The sequence below is a fragment of the Pseudonocardia sp. D17 genome (assembly GCF_036984265.1).
Classification (GTDB): Bacteria; Actinomycetota; Actinomycetes; order Mycobacteriales; family Pseudonocardiaceae; genus Pseudonocardia; species Pseudonocardia benzenivorans.
In genome coordinates this window covers 1-17,717 of sequence record NZ_BPRG01000257.1, presented here as the reverse complement: position 1 = coordinate 17,717, position 17,717 = coordinate 1, and the positions used below count along the sequence as shown (strand labels likewise).

At 73.3% G+C, this 17,717-nt stretch carries 22 protein-coding genes; 8 read left to right on the top strand and 14 right to left on the bottom strand.

Going from position 1 to position 17,717, the window contains the following annotated elements:
* The first annotated feature begins 18 nt into the window (after window positions 1-18).
* Entirely contained in the window at window positions 19-414 is a 396-nt protein-coding gene (locus PSD17_RS34790; RefSeq protein ID WP_013677026.1) for a TOBE domain-containing protein, read from the top strand.
* Here the strand turns inward: PSD17_RS34790 and PSD17_RS34785 are convergent.
* The 5 genes from PSD17_RS34785 to PSD17_RS34765 all read right to left on the bottom strand — a co-directional run bounded on the left by PSD17_RS34785 (window position 392) and on the right by PSD17_RS34765 (window position 4,550).
* Entirely contained in the window at window positions 392-1,384 is a 993-nt protein-coding gene (locus PSD17_RS34785) for an amidohydrolase family protein (RefSeq protein ID WP_013677027.1), read from the bottom strand. The two genes, PSD17_RS34790 and PSD17_RS34785, sit on opposite strands and share 23 nt — an antisense overlap.
* Window positions 1,385-1,457: 73 nt before the next feature.
* On the bottom strand, window positions 1,458-2,060 hold the full coding sequence (locus PSD17_RS34780; RefSeq protein ID WP_013677028.1) for a cysteine hydrolase family protein: 603 nt from the start codon (window positions 2,058-2,060) through the stop codon (window positions 1,458-1,460).
* A 97-nt stretch (window positions 2,061-2,157) separates the two neighbouring features.
* Window positions 2,158-3,153, bottom strand: coding sequence for a zinc-dependent alcohol dehydrogenase family protein (locus PSD17_RS34775; RefSeq protein ID WP_013677029.1), 996 nt, complete (start codon window positions 3,151-3,153; stop codon window positions 2,158-2,160).
* Between the two features lie 6 nt (window positions 3,154-3,159).
* Window positions 3,160-4,203 (bottom strand): L-glyceraldehyde 3-phosphate reductase, encoded by a 1,044-nt coding sequence (gene mgrA, locus PSD17_RS34770; protein ID WP_339126318.1) that lies wholly within the window; start codon window positions 4,201-4,203, stop codon window positions 3,160-3,162.
* Between the two features lie 56 nt (window positions 4,204-4,259).
* Window positions 4,260-4,550, bottom strand: coding sequence for a hypothetical protein (locus tag PSD17_RS34765; RefSeq protein WP_339126317.1), 291 nt, complete (start codon window positions 4,548-4,550; stop codon window positions 4,260-4,262).
* A 192-nt stretch (window positions 4,551-4,742) separates the two neighbouring features.
* Between PSD17_RS34765 and PSD17_RS34760 the strand changes: the two genes are divergently transcribed.
* Window positions 4,743-5,231, top strand: a complete 489-nt coding sequence (locus tag PSD17_RS34760) for a nuclear transport factor 2 family protein (RefSeq protein ID WP_013677032.1) — start codon at window positions 4,743-4,745, stop codon at window positions 5,229-5,231.
* Between the two features lie 137 nt (window positions 5,232-5,368).
* Here PSD17_RS34760 and ligD read toward each other — a convergent pair whose 3' ends face one another.
* The 7 genes from ligD to PSD17_RS34725 form a co-directional block, all read right to left on the bottom strand.
* Window positions 5,369-7,420: a DNA ligase D gene (gene ligD / locus PSD17_RS34755; RefSeq protein ID WP_339126316.1), complete on the bottom strand. Its 2,052-nt coding sequence runs from the start codon at window positions 7,418-7,420 to the stop codon at window positions 5,369-5,371.
* Between the two features lie 50 nt (window positions 7,421-7,470).
* Entirely contained in the window at window positions 7,471-7,911 is a 441-nt protein-coding gene (locus PSD17_RS34750) for a DUF1772 domain-containing protein (RefSeq protein ID WP_013677034.1), read from the bottom strand.
* 2 nt (window positions 7,912-7,913) lie between these two features.
* Complete coding sequence (locus PSD17_RS34745) at window positions 7,914-8,300, bottom strand: ATP-binding protein (protein WP_013677035.1); 387 nt, start codon at window positions 8,298-8,300, stop codon at window positions 7,914-7,916.
* 88 nt (window positions 8,301-8,388) lie between these two features.
* Window positions 8,389-8,574: a hypothetical protein gene (locus tag PSD17_RS34740; protein WP_132975736.1), complete on the bottom strand. Its 186-nt coding sequence runs from the start codon at window positions 8,572-8,574 to the stop codon at window positions 8,389-8,391.
* Window positions 8,575-8,629: 55 nt separating this feature from the next.
* Window positions 8,630-10,315: a SulP family inorganic anion transporter gene (locus tag PSD17_RS34735; RefSeq protein WP_013677037.1), complete on the bottom strand. Its 1,686-nt coding sequence runs from the start codon at window positions 10,313-10,315 to the stop codon at window positions 8,630-8,632.
* A 202-nt stretch (window positions 10,316-10,517) separates the two neighbouring features.
* On the bottom strand, window positions 10,518-11,462 hold the full coding sequence (locus PSD17_RS34730) for an NADP-dependent oxidoreductase (RefSeq protein WP_013677038.1): 945 nt from the start codon (window positions 11,460-11,462) through the stop codon (window positions 10,518-10,520).
* Between the two features lie 55 nt (window positions 11,463-11,517).
* Entirely contained in the window at window positions 11,518-12,435 is a 918-nt protein-coding gene (locus PSD17_RS34725; RefSeq protein WP_339126315.1) for an NADP-dependent oxidoreductase, read from the bottom strand.
* Between the two features lie 326 nt (window positions 12,436-12,761).
* Here PSD17_RS34725 and PSD17_RS34720 point away from each other — a divergent pair, with 326 nt between their 5' ends.
* Genes PSD17_RS34720 through PSD17_RS34695 form a run of 6 tightly spaced genes read left to right on the top strand, consistent with a single transcriptional unit; the run spans window position 12,762 to window position 16,705 of the window.
* Window positions 12,762-13,373 (top strand): sulfite oxidase-like oxidoreductase, encoded by a 612-nt coding sequence (locus tag PSD17_RS34720; RefSeq protein ID WP_013677040.1) that lies wholly within the window; start codon window positions 12,762-12,764, stop codon window positions 13,371-13,373.
* Window positions 13,370-14,092, top strand: a complete 723-nt coding sequence (locus PSD17_RS34715; protein WP_339126314.1) for an FAD-binding oxidoreductase — start codon at window positions 13,370-13,372, stop codon at window positions 14,090-14,092. Before PSD17_RS34720 ends, PSD17_RS34715 begins: the two co-directional genes overlap by 4 nt.
* 24 nt (window positions 14,093-14,116) lie before the next feature.
* Entirely contained in the window at window positions 14,117-14,560 is a 444-nt protein-coding gene (locus PSD17_RS34710; protein ID WP_103379957.1) for a DUF5709 domain-containing protein, read from the top strand.
* Window positions 14,561-14,574: 14 nt separating this feature from the next.
* Window positions 14,575-15,105 carry a peptide-methionine (S)-S-oxide reductase MsrA gene (msrA, locus tag PSD17_RS34705; protein ID WP_339126313.1) on the top strand — a complete coding sequence of 177 codons (531 nt, stop codon included), beginning with the start codon at window positions 14,575-14,577 and terminating at the stop codon, window positions 15,103-15,105.
* A 14-nt stretch (window positions 15,106-15,119) separates the two neighbouring features.
* Entirely contained in the window at window positions 15,120-15,749 is a 630-nt protein-coding gene (locus PSD17_RS34700; RefSeq protein WP_013677044.1) for a uracil-DNA glycosylase family protein, read from the top strand.
* Window positions 15,750-15,805: 56 nt separating this feature from the next.
* Window positions 15,806-16,705 (top strand): GNAT family N-acetyltransferase, encoded by a 900-nt coding sequence (locus tag PSD17_RS34695; RefSeq protein WP_339126312.1) that lies wholly within the window; start codon window positions 15,806-15,808, stop codon window positions 16,703-16,705.
* Between the two features lie 133 nt (window positions 16,706-16,838).
* Here the strand turns inward: PSD17_RS34695 and PSD17_RS34690 are convergent, their stop codons facing one another.
* Entirely contained in the window at window positions 16,839-17,168 is a 330-nt protein-coding gene (locus tag PSD17_RS34690) for a hypothetical protein (protein WP_339126311.1), read from the bottom strand.
* The coding region (locus PSD17_RS34685) for a cbb3-type cytochrome c oxidase subunit I (RefSeq protein ID WP_339126310.1) at window positions 17,165-17,717 on the bottom strand (553 nt) is incomplete at its 5' end. The genes PSD17_RS34685 and PSD17_RS34690, both read right to left, overlap by 4 nt.

Sequence of the window (17,717 nt, the reverse complement as noted above, 5' to 3'; positions counted from 1 at the left end):
GTCCTAGGATCGTCGGCCATGGCGAGGTTCCGGATCTCCCAGGCAGCGGACCTGATGGGCGTCAGCGACGACACGGTGCGCCGCCACATCGACTCCGGGCGGCTACGGGCCGGCCTCGACGAGTCGAACCGCAAGGTCATCGAGGGCATCGACCTCGTCGAGTTCATCCAGAACCACAACCCGGCCCCCGACGACCCGCTGCACGTGCGGACGTCGGCGCGCAACCGCATGGTCGGGCTCGTCACGAAGGTCACCACCGACAAGGTGATGGCGCAGGTCGAGATGCAGTGCGGGGCCAACCGGATCGTGTCGCTGATGAGCTCGGAGGCGGCGCGCGACCTGGGCCTGGAGCCCGGGTCGCTGGCGGTGGCCGTCATCAAGTCGACGAACGTCACCGTCGAGACGCCGGGCTGACGCGCGCCAGCGCCGCGAGCGCGTTGTCCCGGCCGATCGCCTGGCGCAGCGCGGCGTCGACGTGGTCGAGCACCGCGCCCGCGGGCGCCTCGCGGACGACGAACGGGTAGTCCGTCCCGAGCACGACGTGGTCGGCCCCGAACCGCTCGGCCGAGAGGGCGAGGCTGGCGGCGTCGTAGGTCAGCGAGTCGCACCAGAGGTCGCGTGCGAGCTGCGTCGGCGGTGGCGCGTCGGGCCGGTCGAGCGAGGAGCCCTTGTCCAGCCGCGGCAGGATCTGCGGCAGCGCTCCCCCGCCGTGGGCGAGGCAGACGGTGACGCCGGGGCGTCGCGGCGGGCGCGTCACCAGCCCGGCGCCGGCGATCGCGGTGGCCGACGGCATGCCCAGCCCGAACCCGAGCCCGAGTGCGACGGCGCGCGGATCGAGCGTCTGGTCGACGGGATGGACCAGCACGAACGCACCGAGCCCCGCCGCCTCGTCGAAGAACGGGTCGAGGACCGGGTCGGCCAGCTCCGTCGTGCCGACCACGGTGCCGATCTCGACGCCGGCGAACCCGAGGTCGAGCACGCAGCGGCGCAGCTCGCCGACCGCCGCCTCGACGTCCTGCAGCGGGACGGCGCCGAGCGCGAACAGCCGGTCGGGCGCCTGCCCGCACAGGTCGGCCAGGAAGTCGTTCTGCGTGGCGCACAGGGCGACCGTGGGCGCGACGGGCTGGTCGTGCGAGAGCGTCACCGGGATCGGCGAGACGAACTGCGCCGCCACGCCGTCGGCGTCCATGTCGGACAGCCGGCGCCGCGCCGACCAGCAGCGATCGTCGATCTTCCGGTACAGGGCCCCGTCGAGCAGGATGTCCGCCGCGTCGTCCGCCGTCCTCTCGACGGTCGGCCAGCGACCGGGGCCCGGCGCCGCCAGGTCGGGGGCGATCGCATGCGTGTGGACGTCGATCCGGCCGCGGGGAACGTTGGCTCGCACGGACCGACCGTATCCCCGGGCCCGTGGCGCCTCCCCGGGCGGCACCACGGCCCCGGAGCCCGCAGCGGCGTCTCTAGTCCGGAATCTCGTCCTGGCCGCCGACGACGACGCCGAAGAGGTCGGCGATCGAGGCCAGGCTCGCCGCCTGCAGTGCCGAGGCCGCGACCTCGCCGGACCCGTCGGCACCGGGCAGGGTGCGGGTCGCCGTGGCCGCGCCGACCACCGTGGGCGAGTAGCCGAGGCTGAACGCGCCGCGTGCCGTCGAGTTCACGCACATGTGCGTCATGAAACCGGCGAGCAGCAGCGGGCGGCCGGGGTGCTGCGCGAGCAGCGAGCCGAGCTCGGTCCCGGTGAACGAGTTGGGGTAGTTCTTCACGACCGTCGGCTCCCCGGCCCGCGGCGCGACCCGGTCGACGATCGCCCCGATCTCCTCGCGCACGTCGTAGGGCGACCCGGGGCCGGCGTCGTGCTGGATGTGGATGACCGGGATGCCGGCGCTGCGGGCCCGGTCGAGCAGCTGCTCGGCCTGGTCGAGTGCGGCCTGGACGCCCTCGAGCTCCATGAGCCCGCGGGTGTAGGTGTTCTGGCAGTCGATCATGACGAGGCTGGACGCCGACAGGGCGGGCGGGTCGGCGGGCAGGCCGCTCACCGCGCGCAGGGTCGTCGGACCGGACATGGGTACTCCTCGCACGTCGTCGGGCAGGGTGCGCTCGACCGTATCCGGACGGGGCCGCGGCCGGCACCGTCCGGAGGACCCGCTGTCGCGGGTGCCCTCATTCGCCCACCAGCACCGCCGCGCCGGTGACCCGGCCGGCGGCCAGATCGGCGAGCGCCCGGTCGGCGGTCGACATCGGACGCGGGTCGACGGTCGGCCGCACCCGCAGCGCGCCGGCGAGCCGCAGGAACTCCTCGCCGTCGGCCCGGGTGTTGGCGGTGACGCTGCGCAGCTGTCGCTCGCGGAACAGCTCGCGCTCGTAGTCGAGCGCCGGGACGTCGGAGAGGTGGATGCCGGCGACGGCCAGCGTGCCGCCCGCGTCGAGTGCGCGCAGCGCGAGCGGCACGACGCCCCCGTCGGGCGCGAACGTCACGGCCGAGTCGAGCGGTTCGGGCGGGCCGTCGGCGGCCGGACCGGCCGACGCCGCGCCCAGCGACAGGGCGAGCTCGCGGGCCGCCGGGGAGCGGGTCAGCACGTGGACCGTGGCGCCCTGGGCGATCGCGACCTGCGCGACGACGTGCGCCGAGGCCCCGAAGCCGTAGATCCCGAGCCGCCCGCCCGGCGGCAGCTCGGCCCGGACCAGCGCCCGATAGCCGACGATCCCGGCGCACAGCAGCGGCGCCGCGGTGACGTCGTCGAGCGCGGCGGGCAGCGCGTAGGCGTAGGCCTCGGGCACGACGGCGCGCTCGGCGTACCCGCCGTCGGCGTCCCAGCCGGTGAATGCGGCGTCGGGACAGAGGTTCTCCCGGCCGGTGCGGCAGAACCGGCACCGCCCGCACGTGCCGCGCAGCCACGCCACGCCGATCCGGTCGCCGATCCCGAACCGGCCGGCACCCGGGCCGAGCGCGTCGACCGTGCCGACGATCTCGTGCCCCGGCACCGTCCCGGGACGCCGCGGCGGCAGGTCACCCTCGGCCAGGTGCAGGTCGGTGCGGCACACCCCGCACGCGCGCACCCGGATCCGCACCTCGCCGGGCCCGGGCTGCGGGTCCGGGAGCTCCGCCCGGACCAGCGGTGATCCCGGTCCGGGGCGGTCGACGATCCACGCGTCCACGCGACGTCAGAGCTCACCGCGGCGCGCGGCCCGCCAGAGGTCGACGTCCGCCTCCTCGGCGACCAGTGCGTCGATCTCGGCGAGCTCGGCGTCGGAGAGCACGAGGTTCTCCAGCGTCGCGACGTTCTGCTCCAGCTGCTCGACCCGCGACGCACCGATCACCAGCGACGTGACGCGCTCGTCGCGCAACGCCCACGCCAGCGCGAGCTGCGCGAGCGTCTGACCGCGCTGCTCCGCGATCCCGGCCAGCGACCTCAGCCGGTCGACCATGTCGCCGGTCAGCCACTCGGCCGGCAGCGTCGAACCGCGCGAGGCCCGCGAGTCCTCGGGGATGCCAGCGAGATAACGCGAGGTCAGCAGGCCCTGGGCGAGCGCGGTGAAGCCGATGACCCCGAAGCCCTCGTCGGCGGCGGCATCGAGGAGGCCCTCGGTCTCGATCCAGCGGTTGAGCATCGAGTACGACGGCTGGTGGATCAGCAGCGGCGTGCCGAGCTCACGCAGCAGCCCGGCCATCCGGCGCGCGTCGGCGGCGGTGTAGGACGAGATGCCGACGTAGAGCGTCTTGCCCGCCCGCACGGCCGCGTCGAGGGCGGCCGCGGTCTCCTCCGGCGGCGTCGTCGGGTCGAAGCGGTGCGAGTAGAAGATGTCGACATACTCGAGGCCGAGCCGGCGCAGCGACTGGTCCAACGAGGACAGCAGGTACTTGCGCGACCCGCCGCCCTGACCGTAGGGACCGGGCCACATGTCCCAGCCCGCCTTCGTCGACACGACGAGCTCGTCGCGGTACGCGGCCAGGTCCTCGCGCAGGATCCGGCCGGCGTTGATCTCGGCCGAGCCGTACGGCGGCCCGTAGTTGTTGGCGAGGTCGAAGTGCGTGATGCCCAGGTCGAAGGCGCGCAACGCGATCGCCCGCTGGGTCTGCATCGGACGGTCGTCGCCGAAGTTGTGCCAGAACCCGAGGGAGAGCAGCGGCAGGTCGAGGCCCGAGCGGCCGCAACGCCGGTAGCGCATCGTGCCGTCGTAGCGTGCCGGGTCGGGGCGGTGGCACATCGAGAGGCTCCTCGGTCGTCGGTCCGCCCCAACCGTGGCACACCGGCGCGATGGCGTCAGCCGTGATCGGCGGACACGACGACCGGCATCCGGCGCAGCCGTTCGACCAGCAGGTCGGCCTCGGCGGCGGTGAGCGACACCGTGGCGCTCACCGGGCTCTCGACGACGCCGTCGCGGACGTCGACGGACAGGTCGTGCACGCGGTACATCCGGCCGCGCAGCATCGCGACGACGCGCAGCGCGCCGTCGAGTCCGCCGCCGACGTAGGCGGTGACACGCCGCTGGGCGACGAGGTCGCGGGCGACGGGGCGGGGGGCGACGGCGGGCCGCGTGAGGGTGGCAGTCATGACGGATCCGTTCCAGGAGCTGGGCGTTCGGAGGGATCCGGACCAGGTTCCGGCGAGGACGCACGGCGACGGCGCGCCGGCGACCTGGCTCAGCCGGCGCGCTCGATAATGATCAGGAACGACGACGCGCGCACGGCCCGACCGTAACAGATCGTCCCGCCGTCGGGCAGCCGACGGGCGCACACTGGGCGGGTGCCGGACCCGACCACCGCTGCGCTCATCCGCCGCTACTACGACGCCTGCACCGACGGCGACCTCGCCGAACTCGGTGCGACGCTGCACCCCGACGTCGTGCACTGGTTCCTCGCGCCCAACGTCGGCTCGGCGCCGGTGCGGGGGCGCGAGCACCTCGCGCGTTACTGGCGCAAGGTCACGCGGATGATCGACGCACGCTGGGTCGTCGACCACGTCGTGACCGACGGGGACGAGGCCGTCATCGAGTGGACGATGTTCTGGCGGCCCGACGGTGCGGCCGAGCGCGTCGCGACGCGGGGCGCGGAGTGGTTCGTGCTGCGCGACGGGCTGATCGCCGAGATCCGCTCCTACTACCAGCAGCGTCCGGAGACGACCGGTCTCGACGGCTTCCCCTACGCCGAGCGCGGCTACGCCGTGGCCGGCCGCGAGGCCAGCGACGTGCACCCGGACGCGGTCGAGCACCGCGCTCCCCCTGGGGGCGTCTGACGGATCGCCGTCGATGGGCTCGGTGATCCGGGCGGTTCGTGGCAAGGCGGAGCCGGGTCGGCATACCGGGCGTATTCGGGCCTGGCGACAACGCAGTCACGGATCGCCCGGGCGCCGAGACCGCGACGAGTGATCCGTCAGACGCCCCCTAGCTCCGGCAGGACCTGCTCGCGTCCGACCAGCGGGAACATCGGGTCGCCGACGGCCTCGAGCCGGTCGAGCGCGGTCCCGACCGTCCAGCGGTCGGGTCGCAGCTCGGGGTCGTCGAGCTCGTCCCAGCTCAACGTCATCGACACCGGGGCGCCGGCCGCGGGCCGGGCGCTGAACGGCGCGACGAGCGTCTTGTTGATGACGTTCTGCGTGTAGTCCAGGCGCATCCGCCCCGCCCGGCGGTCGGTGTGCCACTCCCAGGAGATCAGCTCGGGGACCATGCGCCCCACGGCCCGCGACACCTTCTCGACCCACCCGCGGGTGTCGGCGAACGTCGGACCGGGCGTCACCGGGACCCAGATCTGGACGCCCCGCTTGCCGGTGACCTTGGGCGCCGCGGCGACGCCCAGGTGGTCGAGCGCGGCGCGGTAGAGCCTCGCGACGGCGAGCACCTCGTCGAACGCCGTGCGCGGACCCGGGTCGATGTCGATCAACGCCCAGGTGGGCCGGTGGACGTCGGGCAGCCGCGAGGTCCAGGGGTGCAGCTCGACCGCGGCGAGGTTGGCCAGCCACACGAGCGTCGCGGTGCTGTCGACGACGACGTAGTCCTGCACGTCGCCGGGTTCGGCATCGGGGTAGCGCCAGCGCGTCACCCAGTCCGGCGCGTGGACCGGGATCTCCTTCTGCCAGAAGCCCTCCCGCGCCACGCCGTCGGGGAAGCGCTGCATGTTCACCGGCCGCCCCTGCAGGTACGGCAGCAGGTACGGCGCGACGCGCGCGTGGTAGCGCACGAAGTCCCGCTTCGTGACGGGCGGCCCGCCGTCGCGGCCGGGGAACAGCACCTTGTCGAGGTTCGTCAGCGCGACCTCCTCGCCCGCGACGTGCCAGGTGCCCTTGCGGCGCAGGGCTTCGAGGGCGGCGAGCTCGTCGCCGGTGGCGGCCCGGACCCGCTCGGCCGCCGCCTCCGCTCTCGCCGACGCTGCTTCCGCTGCCTCCGACGCTGCGGGCGCCCGCGCGGGCTCGAGGGCCGGCGCGCGCACGCCGTAGGACGCCAGCGGTGCCCGCGCGAACGCGCCGTCGATACGCACCTCGTGCGGATCACGGTCGGGACGCAGCCCCCGCCACACCGAGTGCCGCAGCCGGGCATCGTGGGTGAGCGTGCGGTACTCGACCTCCCCGACCAGCCGCGGCTGCACCCACCGCACACCACGGGCGTGTTCGCGCGGCACGCCGGAGGCGAAGGGGTCCTCGTCGCTGCGCAGCTGTTCGAGCTTCTCCCGCAGCGACCGCAGCGCGGCCTCGCTGAACCCGCTGCCCACGTTGCCCAGGTAGTGGAGCCGGCCCTCGTCGTCGTAGGCGCCGAGCAGCAACGAGCCGAGCGCGCCGCGGCGGCCCTGCCCCGGCGTCCAGCCGCCGAGGACGACCTCGCGCGTGGTGAACAGCGCCGTCTTCACCCACGATGCCGCCCGCCGCCCGGGCTCGTAGCGCGACGTCCGCCTCTTGGCGACGATCCCCTCCAGGCCGTGCTCGCGCGCGACATCGAGCATCTGCGCGGGCGGCACCTCGGTCGTCGACGGCGGCACCGCGAAGCGGGCCCAGCCGTCGACACCGAGGCCGGCGAGTGCCGCGCGCCGGTCGTCGTAGGTCTCGCGCAGCAGCGAGCGCTGACCGACGCGCAGCACGTCGAACGCGTAGAAGCGCACCGGGACCTCGGCGAGCAGCGGCCCGGACGGGTGCCGGACGTGCATGCGGTTCTGCAGCAGCCCGAAGTCGGGACGGCCCGCCTCGTCGAGCGCGACGATCTCGCCGTCGAGCACCAGGGGCTGCCCGGTGTCGACGCCGGCCAGCAGATCGGGGTAGCCCAGCGTGACGTCGTTGCCGTTGCGGCTGGTCAGGTGCACCTCGCCCGCGTCGTCGACGTCGAGCAGGGCGCGCACGCCGTCCCACTTGAACTCCACCGCCCACCCGGGACCGGACGGCGGGCGGCCGGGGGTGGCCAGCATCGGCCGCAGGGCGGCGTCGGGCCGGCGGGCGGGCATGGGCCCAGCCTGCCCTGCCCTGCCGCGTCGCGCGTCACCCGGCGGGGTCGTCAGCGCATCGGCACGAGCACCGCGAGGAGCACGAGGAACGCGACGAGCGCGGCCGTCGACCGTACGACGTCGATGCGTTGCCAGCGCCGCACGAGCGCGCGCCAGTCGGCGGGCGGGTCGGCGGCGTCCCAGCCGTCGACCCGGATGTTGATAGGTACCGTGCCGAACGCGGAGACCAGGACGAACACCGCGAGCACGCCGACACCCAGCCACGGGAGGACACCGCCCGCGAGCACGGCCGCGACCACCGCCAGGACGACCGTCGGCACCATCACCGCCGGGACGAGCACCCGCAGCCGGCGGACGAGGGACTGCCGGGCGAGCAGGTGGGAATGGTCGGGCAGCGCCGTGAGCGCCGGAGCGATCCCCCACCGGACGAGCAGTTCGCCGCCGGCGAGCACCCCGGCGAACGCCGCCGCGACAGCGGGCAGCACGGTCATGGTCAGCGGCGGACGTCGGCCCAGACGGTCTTCCCCTCGTCGCGGGTCTCGATGCCCCACCGCACGCTGAGCCCGCGCACCATCGGCAGGCCCAGCCGGGGCCGGCCGTCGGTCACCGTCTCCGGGCCGCCCTGGACCGACCATGCGCCGTCGCTGACCGCGACGCGCACGACCTCGCGGCCCACCTCGTCGCGCCGCGGTTCGACCGACACCGCGAACGGGGTCCTCGCGTGGGTCACGGCGTTGACGGCCAGCTCGTCGGCGACGATGACCACGGCCGCGCCGACCTCGCCGTCCGGAGCGATATCCATGTCGCGCAGCGCTTCCCGCACCTGCTCGCGCACGTCGGCGAGCTCGTCGGGCCGCGGCTGGTGGATCGTCACGAGCACGTCGCCTCCCGGGGCCCGTCGCCGGTCCCGGCGACGTCGGCCGCTGGAAGCCTAACGGGCGCAGCCGTTCGCGCCAGTCCCGACTCGGTCAGCCACCGGTGATCGCGCCGGACTTCACCAGTTCGGCGAGCTCGGCGCGCCACGTCCCGTGCTCGTCGACGTGGCGCAGGCCCATGTCCCCGATGCAGTCGGCGCAGCAGCCGTGCACGTTGAGCAACGCGTCCTTGGAGCAGCGCCGACACGGGCGCGGTTCGGCGATCGTCTCGTCGGCCACGGCCGGCATCGTCGCACACCGCGGTGGCACGACCCGGGGAACCTCGCCGGCACGCTCATGACGTGCTCCGCCCGAACTCCTCGAGCGCCTCGCCGGAGGTGTCGAAACAGGCGTCCTCGCCGATCCGGGCGGTGATGCCGTAGTGGTCGAGCTGCGCGCGCACGGGGTCGAGCAGGTTGGAGACGACGAACCGCACCCCCGCCGCCTCGAGCCGGTCCAGCACGACGTTCAGCACCGCGCCCGCGGTGTAGTCGACGTCGCCGATCGCCGCCGCGTCCAGGCAGTACCAGCGCACGGGCGGCCCGGTGCCGAGGAGCAGGGCCACGTCGTCGGCGAACCGGGCCGCGTTGGCGAAGTACAGACCGCTGCCGAACCGGTGCACGACGAGCCCCTCGACGGTCCGCGCCCCGGCCGTCACGGGCAGCGACCGCCAGTGCCCCTGGGCCGACTTCGTCAGCACGCTGCTGCGCGGCGCGTAGCTGTGCCGCAGGTGGTCGGCGATCGAGGCGATCACCGCGACGACGATGCCCGTCTCCACGCCGACCACCACGACGGCGACCGTCGTCAGCGCCGCGACGGCGAACTCCAGCCTGCGGACCTGCCAGATCCGGCGCATCCCGGCGACGTCGACCAGTTCGACGCCGATCAGCAGCACCACCGCGGCCAGCGCGGCGAGCGGCAACAGCGACAGGTACGGCGCGAGCACCAGTACCGCGACGACGCTCGCCCCGGCGGCCGCGAGGTGCGCGAGCTGGCTGCGACCGCCCGCGGAGTCGATCATCTGCGTCTTCGTCGGGCTGCCGTTGACGACGAACGCGCCCGTCGCCGCCGCCGCGAGGTTGGCACCGGCCAGACCGACGACGTCGCGGTCGGTGTCGGCCACGTCGCCGTGGCGGGCGGCGTAGGCGCGGGAGGTCGCCGCACTCTGCGCCAGGATGACGACGAGCATCGACAGCGCGAGGGGCAGCACGGCCCGCAGGTCGTCGATGCCGAGCGCGGGCAACGCGAACCCGGGCAGCCCGGCCGGGACGTCGCCGAGCACCGTCAGCCCGCGGGCGTCGAGGCCCGCCGCCGCGGTCACGACGATCGCCGCGACGACGGCGACCAGCGTGCCGGGGATGCGTCGCGAGATCCGGCGCGCCACCAGCACGACGACGATCACCCCTGCCGCGGTGGCGACCGCGATCGGGACCACGTCCGGGAGGTTCACGGCGACGGCCCACACCTTCTCCGGCGTCGAACCGCCCGTCGGCGGCAGCCCCAGCGCCTCGGGCAGCTGCCCGACCGCGACCTGGATGCCGACCCCGGTGAGGAACCCGACGAGCACGGTGCGCGACAGGAAGTTGGCCAGCACCCCGAGCCGCACCACCCGCGCGACGACGAGCAGCACCGCGACGACCAGCGCCGTCGTCCCGGCGAGCCGGACGTACTCCGGGGTGGCGGCGGGGACGCCGAGCACCGCGAGACCCGCGGCGAGCATGGCAGCGGTCGCGGAGTCGGCACCGACGACCAGCTGCCGCGAGGCCCCGAGCAGCGCGAACACGACCATCGGCAGCAGCATCGTGTACAGCCCGGTCTCGACGGGCATGCCCGCGATCCGCGCGTACCCCAGCACCTCGGGGATCGCGAGCGCGGCGAGGGTGAGCCCGGCGACGACGTCGGGGACGATGCCGCCGCGGCGCAACGAGACCGCGGGCGCGAGCCATCCCGGTCGCCGACGCGTCCGCGATGCTTCGGTCATCGGCGTTCCTCCCCCGCAGCCCGGCGTCGATCAACACGGCGCAGGGTGGGGAGCCTGACGGACGTCCGCCGTCCCCCGCAACGACCGGCACGGGCGCGCTCGGGGCCGGGACGCCGGGCCTGCTCGTGCGCGAGCCGGAGGGAGTGGTCGCGCACCCGGGTCGCGTCGCCGGCAAGTGCTCGCGGACGGCGTCCTCCGGTCCTCAGGGGCGAACGCGGATGACCGTCTTGCCCTTGGCCGGCGCCGTCGTGGTGAAGGCGGCGACGGCGTCGTCGAGCGTCGCGACGGTGCCGATGTTGGTGCGCAGTCGTCCGTCCCGGACCCGCTGGGCGATCTCACCCAGTTGCGCGCGATCGGAGACGACGACGAAGTCGACCGCCAGGCCGTCGGCGGGGCGGGCCTCGGGAGGGCCGGTGACGGTCACCAGCGTTCCGCCGGCCCGGACCAGGGCGGCCGACCGCTTCTGGACGTCGCCGCCGATGACGTCGAACACCAGATCGACCCGGCCGACGTCCTCGAGGGTGTCGCGGTCGAGGTCGACGAACTCCTGCGCGCCGAAGTCGAGCGCGGCCCGGCGGCCGGTCGCGCGCCCGGTGCCGATGACGTGGGCGCCGGCCTCGCGCGCGAGCTGGGTCGCCATGGAACCGACCGCGCCGGCCGCGCCGTGCACGAGGACACTCTGCCCGGCCCGGAGACGGCCGTGGTCGAACAGGCCCTGCCACGCGGTCAGCCCCGTCATCGCGACGCCCGCTCCCGCGACGAGGTCGACGTCGCCAGGCAGCGGCGCGAGGTTGCGCGCCTCGACGACCGTGTACTCCGCGAGCGTGCCGTCGCGCGTCCAGTCGGTGAGGCCGAACACCCGTTGGCCCACCGACAGTCCGGACGTCCCGTAGCTGAGGGCGGTGACCACCCCGGCCAGCTCGTGGCCGGGGACCGACGGCGTCCGGTCCCGGCCGAGACGATCGATCCAGGTCGACGGCCACTCCAGCTCGTCGCCGGTGTATCCCGACGCATGGACCGCGACGACGACGTCGCCGTAGTTGGCCCCCTCGAGGCCGGCGAGCCTCGCCGCGTCCGGGTCGGGGCGCTCCGCCAGTCTCATCCCGGCCGTCCCGGCGGCCCGGTCGGTCACCACGATCGCCTTCACCGCGAACACCTCGCTCCATCGATCCTCGGGCCGGCGACGGCTGCGCCCGGCGTCCTCACGGGCGAACGCGGATGATCGTCTTTCCGGTGGGCCGCTCGGTCGGGTTGAAGGCGGCGACGGCGTCGTCGAGGGTCGCGACGGTGCCGATGTTCGTCCGGAGCCGTCCGTCACGCACCCGCCGGACGATCTCGCTCAGCTGGGCGCGATCGGCTTCGACGACGAAGTCGATCGCCAGCCCGTCGGCGGGGCGCGCCTCGGGCGGGCCGGCGATGGTCACCAGCGTTCCGCCGGCCTGCACCAGGGCGGCCGACCGCTTCTGGACGTCGCCGCCGATGACGTCGAAGACCAGGTCGACCCGGCCGACGTCCTCGAGGGTGTCGCGGTCGAGGTCGACGAACTCCTGCGCGCCGAGGTCGAGCGCGGCCTGACGGTCGCGGGCGCGTCCGGTGGCGACGACGTAGGCGCCCGCTTCCCCCGCGAGCTGCGTCACCATCGAACCGACTCCGCCTGCCGCGCCGTGCACGAGGACGCTCTGCCCGGGCTGGAGGCGGCCGTGGTCGAACAGCCCCTGCCATGCGGTGAGCCCCGAGATGGGCAGGCTCGCGCCGACCGTGAAGTCCACGTCGCCCGGCAGCGGCGCGAGGTTGCGCGCCTCCACCGCGGTGTACTCGGCGAGGGTGCCGTCGCGGGTCCAGTCGGTGAGGCCGAACACCCGCTGGCCCACCGACAGTCCCCTCGTGCCGTACCCGAGGGCGCTGACCACGCCGGCCAGCTCGTGCCCGGGTATCGACGGGGTCCGGTCGCGGCCGAGGCGGTCGGTCCAGTTCGACGGCCACGTGAGCTCGCCCGGGGTGAATCCCGAGGCGTGCACCTCGACGAGCACGTCGTTCCCCGCCGGCTCCGGCGCGTCGCGCTCCACCAGCGTCATCCCGGCCGTACCCGCGGCCTGGTCCGTCACGACGATCGCCTTCATCGGGCCACCTCTCTCAGTCCGTCTGCCCTGCCGCACACCACGAAGATTTGTGGACGATACCGTCCATAACAATTCGAGTCACGGCCCCCTGGTCGAGCCCGACACACCAGGCCCGATCAGCGCGGACGGGTGCCACCTCGGGGATCACCCGGGACGGAAGGTCCGCCACATCCGCGCTGTGATGGGTCGGACAGCTACTGAACAGTGGACTTGACAGTTCACTTTTGCGTGACAATATTCGGCGCCAGAGCCGCTGTCCGGCCCGTTGCCGGACGCCGAGGTCTGCCCTCGGAGCGGCGCGCCGACGACGGGAAGCGAACCTCCAGATGGCCCTGACAAGGGGATTCAGCGGACGGAGCCGGGGTCCGCAGGACACCCGGCTGCCTCCGGGCCAGTACGACGCCGGCGCGGCCTGGCCCGTGCTGCACGTCGAGTCGACCCCCAGCATCGACACCGCGCGGTGGACCTTCGAGGTGGACGGTCTGGTCGACACACCGGTTCGGTGGAGCTGGGAGGAGATCCGGGCGCTGCCCGGCTCCCGGTACGAGGGCGCGATCCACTGTGTGACCACCTGGTCGAAGTTCGGGATGCGCTTCGACGGCGTATCCGTCGACACCCTCCTCGACATCGCCGGGGTGGGCGCCGACGCGGCCTTCGCACTGGCGCGGTCGCACACCGGTTACACCACGAACCTTCCGCTGGACGACCTCACCGGCGGCAAGGCGTGGGTCGTGTGGGACGTCGACGGCGAGCCCCTCCAGGACATCCACGGCGGTCCGGCCCGTCTGCTCGTGCCGCACCTGTACTTCTGGAAGAGCGCGAAGTGGGTGTCCGGTCTCACGCTGCTCGCCGAGGACCAGCAAGGGTTCTGGGAACGCAACGGCTACCACGACCATGGCGATCCCTGGCGCGAGCAGCGCTACCAGGGAGATCGATGACCGCCGTGGTTCGCGGCAGGGCGCCCCACCCGGGGCCCTGGCAGACCGCGCGGGTGACCGGCATCCGCCGGGAGACCCCGACAGCGAAGTCCTTCACGCTGACCCTGTCCGAGCCACGGGCGTTCTGGCCCGGTCAGCACATGATCGTCCGGCTCACCGCCCCCGACGGCTACCGCGCCCAGCGGTCGTACTCGATCGCCAGCGCGCCGTCGGGCGCCGCCGAGCTCGACCTGACGGTCGAGCTCCTGCCCGACGGGGAGGTCTCGCGCTTCCTCCACGACGCCGTCGAGGTGGGCGACGTCCTCGACGTGCGCGGCCCGATAGGCGGGCATTTCGCCTGGGACCTCCGGCCCGCGCTCGGCGTCGCCGGCGGCTCCGGGATCGTGCCGCTGATGTCGATGCTGCGCCACGCCCAGGCCCTCGGCGAGCCGGACCTGTTCCGGCTCGTCGTCTCGGTGCGCGGGCCCGAGGACCTGTACTACGCGGCGGAGGTCCGGGGACCGGAGACGTCGATCGCGTTCACGCGCGCCGTGCCCGACGGGTACGCCCGGCCGCCCGGCCGGCTGACCGCAGAGGATCTCGCCGCGGCACTGGACCCGGACCGCGAGCTCTACGTGTGCGGGTCGACCGCCTTCTGCGACGCCGCCACCCGGCTCGCGGAGACGGCGGGGGTGCCCACCGGACGGATCAGGGTCGAGCGGTTCGGAGTCACGGGATGACCGCGGCGCTGACAGGAGTGCGACATGGCTGACGACAGCGACGGCGTGGACGGGGTCGACATCGACAACGGCCTGCTCGACGACGACGACACCCTCGACGGACGCGGGGTCGATGTCCTCGACGAGGGCTACACGGTGCCGGAACGGCCGTGGGAGCGGGACCACTACGGGGTCACGGCGCGGGAGGCGCACGATCACGAGAGCCTCGCCGGCCGCCTGGCCCGGGAGTTGCCAGACGTGGGGGACACCGACGACGGCGACGGACTCGGCGACACCCCGGGCACCGACGGCGAGCTGTACGACGACGAGGTCGGTGTCGTCCGCTCCGGGCGCCTGGTGGACGTCGAACCCGCCGGCGAGTGGGACGATTTCGCCTACCTCAACGCCGTCGATGTCGGGAGGGACGGCGGCGCGGCCAGCGCCGAGGAAGCGGCCGTCCACATCGTGCGCGACCCCGACGACGCGTGAGAAGGGAAACCGAGATGACGACCGAGCCGCAGCGGGCGATCCTCGCCGGAGGCTGCTTCTGGGGGATGCAGGATCTCATCCGCTCCCGTCCCGGCGTGCTGTCCACGCGTGTGGGCTACACCGGCGGTGACACCCCGTACGCCACCTACCGCAACCACGGCTCACACGCCGAGGCCATCGAGATCACCTACGACCCGGCCGCGACGACCTACCGCGACCTGCTGGAGTTCTTCTTCCAGATCCACGATCCCAGCACACCGAACAGGCAGGGCAACGACGTCGGCACGTCCTACCGGTCGGCGATCTTCTACCTCGACGACGAGCAGCGCAGGGTCGCCGAGGACACGATCGCCGACGTCGACGCATCGGGGCTGTGGCCGGGCAAGGTCGTCACCGAGGTCGCGCCCGCCGGTCCCTTCTGGGAGGCCGAGCCCGAACACCAGGACTACCTGCTGCGCTACCCGCACGGCTACACCTGCCACTTCCCGCGGCCGGGCTGGGTGCTGCCGCGACGCCGTGACGTCGCGTCGCAGCCGTCGACCTGACGCTCGGCCACACCGTGGACGGATCGGCGACCGGGACGAGCACCGCACTGGAGCGGATCCGGGAGGAGATCATCGCGGACCCGGCCAACCGGGCCGCGACGGCCGCGGGACTGCAGCCGATCTACACCGCGCACCCGCAGGCCCGGATCGTGCTGATCGGGCAGGCCCCGGGAACGCGCGCGCAGCACAGCGGCATCCCCTGGAACGACCCGAGCGGGGTGACGCTGCGGCGCTGGCTCGGGGTCACCGACGACGAGTTCTACGACCCGACACTGTTCGCGATCCTGCCGATGGACTTCTACTTCCCGGGCAAGGGCGCCCACGGTGACCTGCCGCCGCGCCCCGACGTCGCACCACGCTGGCATCCGCGGCTGCTCACGGAGCTGCCGCACGTCCGGCTCACGGTCCTGATCGGCCGCTACGCGCAGAAGCACTACCTTCCCGGCGCCACCGGAACCACCCTCACCGACACGGTCCGGGCCTTCCGCGACCACCTCCCCGACCGCATGCCCCTCGTCCACCCGTCGCCGCTGAACTTCCGTTGGCAGACCCGGAATCCGTGGTTCGCTGAGGAGGCCCTCCCGGCCCTGCGCGCTCGCGTGCAGGCGGTGCTCGGAACCCGCACCGACCCGGACGGGCGGTGACGACGGCACGCGCGGACACGGGCCGCGGCGCGACGACACGACGGAACAGGGAGCTCATGAGCAGCGAGGAACGGGCGCAGGTGACCGAGGACCTGACCGACAACACCGCCGAGAGCCGCTTCGAGCTCCGTCGCGACGGCGAGCTCGTCGGGTGGCTCTACTACCGCCACCTGCGGCCCGACCGGTACGCACTGCTGCACACCGAGGTCGAGCCGAGTCATCGACGTCAGGGCGTCGCCGGTGCGACGGTGCGCCGGGTGCTCGACGAGATCCGCGCCCGGGGAGGCACCGTCACGGCGATCTGCTCCTTCGTCGTCGACTTCCTGTCGCGGACGACGGGCTACGCCGACCTCCTCGACCCGCGGCACCCGGGATACTCCGATCGCGCGGCCGCCGAGGCCGCACGCCGCGAGCAAGCCGACGGGCGGGGTGTCGCCGAGCACGCCGTCTCGTTCGAACGGCCGTCGCAGGAGGCGACGCGGAAGGAGCCGGACATGAGCGCAACCGACGAGCGGATCGTCGCGACCGCACGGGCGACACTGCCGGCCACGAACCGGCTCGAGACCGAGATCCGGGCCGGGGACTTCGTGGGTGTGGCCGACGATCCGGCCGTCGGCACGCCGGGGGCGGGCCCGACCCCGACCGAGTACCTGATGATGGCGCTCGCCTCGTGCACGGCCATCACGCTGCGGAGCTATGCCGACCGCAAGTACGACTACGCCGGCGACATCACCGTGGACGTCACCTACCACGAGCCGACGACCGTGGGGGCCTCCCGATATCTCCACCGCACCATCCGACTGTCGGAGGAGGTCCCCGCGCAGGACTTCCAGTCGATGATCAACATCGTCGAGAAGACACCGGTCACCCTGCTGCTCCAGTTCGCCTGGAGTGTCCGGACCGAGATCGCGAACGGTCCCGCCGACACCACCACCGTTCCGACGACGGCCTCCTGACCCGGGCCGGCACGACGCCCGTCCGTCCTGGGCAGGAGGTCCTCGCCTGCGACGCCGCCTGTGCCGCGCCCGGGGCCGCCGTGATCCGGACCTCTCCGGACGTCGTCCGACAACGGTTCAGGACGGTGCGAGGTCATTTCCGGTAGCGGCCGACGAAGCCGCTGCCACGGTTGTCGCCGACGAATCGAATTCCCACGACCTCGTCCTCGACGAGGATCCAGTAGAGGTCGTAGCAGGCACGAAAGTCCGGAGGCCAGAACGAGCAGAAACGGCCGTCGCCGCCGATGTACCAATTTCCCTCGGTCGGCCGACCGCGGTCGACGTACGTCGTCGCACCTGACGGCTCGAAGGTCTGCACGGAACCGTCCTCGAAGACGAATGTTCCCGCGAGCAGGGCCGCGCGGATGTGCTCGGTGGCCACGACGGCGCCGTCCGCGGCACCGATGTCGTTCAACGTGGTCATTGTTCTTCCTCCTGGTGCTCCAGCTGACCGGTGGTCATGTCTCCGCGGGTGAGGCGGCTCCGCGCCGGAGCCGCTGTCCCGCTGTGGGCCTCCTCGCGGAACTGCTCGACCAGGTGCGGGTAGTGCAGCTCGAACGCCGGCCGCTCGGACCGGATCCGGGGCAGCTCGGTGAAGTTGTGCCGCGGCGGCGGGCACGACGTCGCCCACTCCAGCGAGTTCCCGAAACCCCACGGGTCGTCGACGGTCACCACTCGTCCGTAGCGGTAGGAACGGAACACGTTCCAGATGAACGGCAGCGTCGAGGCCCCCAGGACGAACGCGCCGATCGAGGAGACCGTGTTCAGCGTGGTGAACCCGTCGGTCGGCAGGTAGTCCGCGTAGCGGCGCGGCATGCCCTCGTTGCCCAGCCAGTGCTGCACCAGGAACGTCGTGTGGAACCCGACGAACGTCAGCCAGAAATGGACCTTTCCGAGGCGTTCGTCGAGCATCCGGCCGGTCATCTTCGGGAACCAGAAGTAGATCCCGGCATAGGTGGCGAACACGATCGTC

Excerpts from the sequence above, each read along its gene's own strand:
- PSD17_RS34790 (WP_013677026.1), top strand. The coding sequence starts at position 19 with ATGGCGAGGTTCCGGATCTCCCAGGCAGCGGACCTGATGGGCGTCAGC.
- PSD17_RS34780 (WP_013677028.1), bottom strand. The coding sequence starts at position 2,060 with ATGTCCGGTCCGACGACCCTGCGCGCGGTGAGCGGCCTGCCCGCCGAC.
- mgrA (WP_339126318.1), bottom strand. The coding sequence starts at position 4,203 with ATGTGCCACCGCCCCGACCCGGCACGCTACGACGGCACGATGCGCTAC.
- PSD17_RS34765 (WP_339126317.1), bottom strand. The coding sequence starts at position 4,550 with ATGACTGCCACCCTCACGCGGCCCGCCGTCGCCCCCCGCCCCGTCGCC.
- ligD (WP_339126316.1), bottom strand. The coding sequence starts at position 7,420 with ATGCCCGCCCGCCGGCCCGACGCCGCCCTGCGGCCGATGCTGGCCACC.
- PSD17_RS34750 (WP_013677034.1), bottom strand. The coding sequence starts at position 7,911 with ATGACCGTGCTGCCCGCTGTCGCGGCGGCGTTCGCCGGGGTGCTCGCC.
- PSD17_RS34735 (WP_013677037.1), bottom strand. The coding sequence starts at position 10,315 with ATGACCGAAGCATCGCGGACGCGTCGGCGACCGGGATGGCTCGCGCCC.
- PSD17_RS34725 (WP_339126315.1), bottom strand. The coding sequence starts at position 12,435 with ATGAAGGCGATCGTCGTGACGGACCAGGCCGCGGGTACGGCCGGGATG.
- PSD17_RS34720 (WP_013677040.1), top strand. The coding sequence starts at position 12,762 with ATGGCCCTGACAAGGGGATTCAGCGGACGGAGCCGGGGTCCGCAGGAC.
- PSD17_RS34715 (WP_339126314.1), top strand. The coding sequence starts at position 13,370 with ATGACCGCCGTGGTTCGCGGCAGGGCGCCCCACCCGGGGCCCTGGCAG.
- PSD17_RS34710 (WP_103379957.1), top strand. The coding sequence starts at position 14,117 with ATGGCTGACGACAGCGACGGCGTGGACGGGGTCGACATCGACAACGGC.
- msrA (WP_339126313.1), top strand. The coding sequence starts at position 14,575 with ATGACGACCGAGCCGCAGCGGGCGATCCTCGCCGGAGGCTGCTTCTGG.
- PSD17_RS34695 (WP_339126312.1), top strand. The coding sequence starts at position 15,806 with ATGAGCAGCGAGGAACGGGCGCAGGTGACCGAGGACCTGACCGACAAC.
- PSD17_RS34690 (WP_339126311.1), bottom strand. The coding sequence starts at position 17,168 with ATGACCACGTTGAACGACATCGGTGCCGCGGACGGCGCCGTCGTGGCC.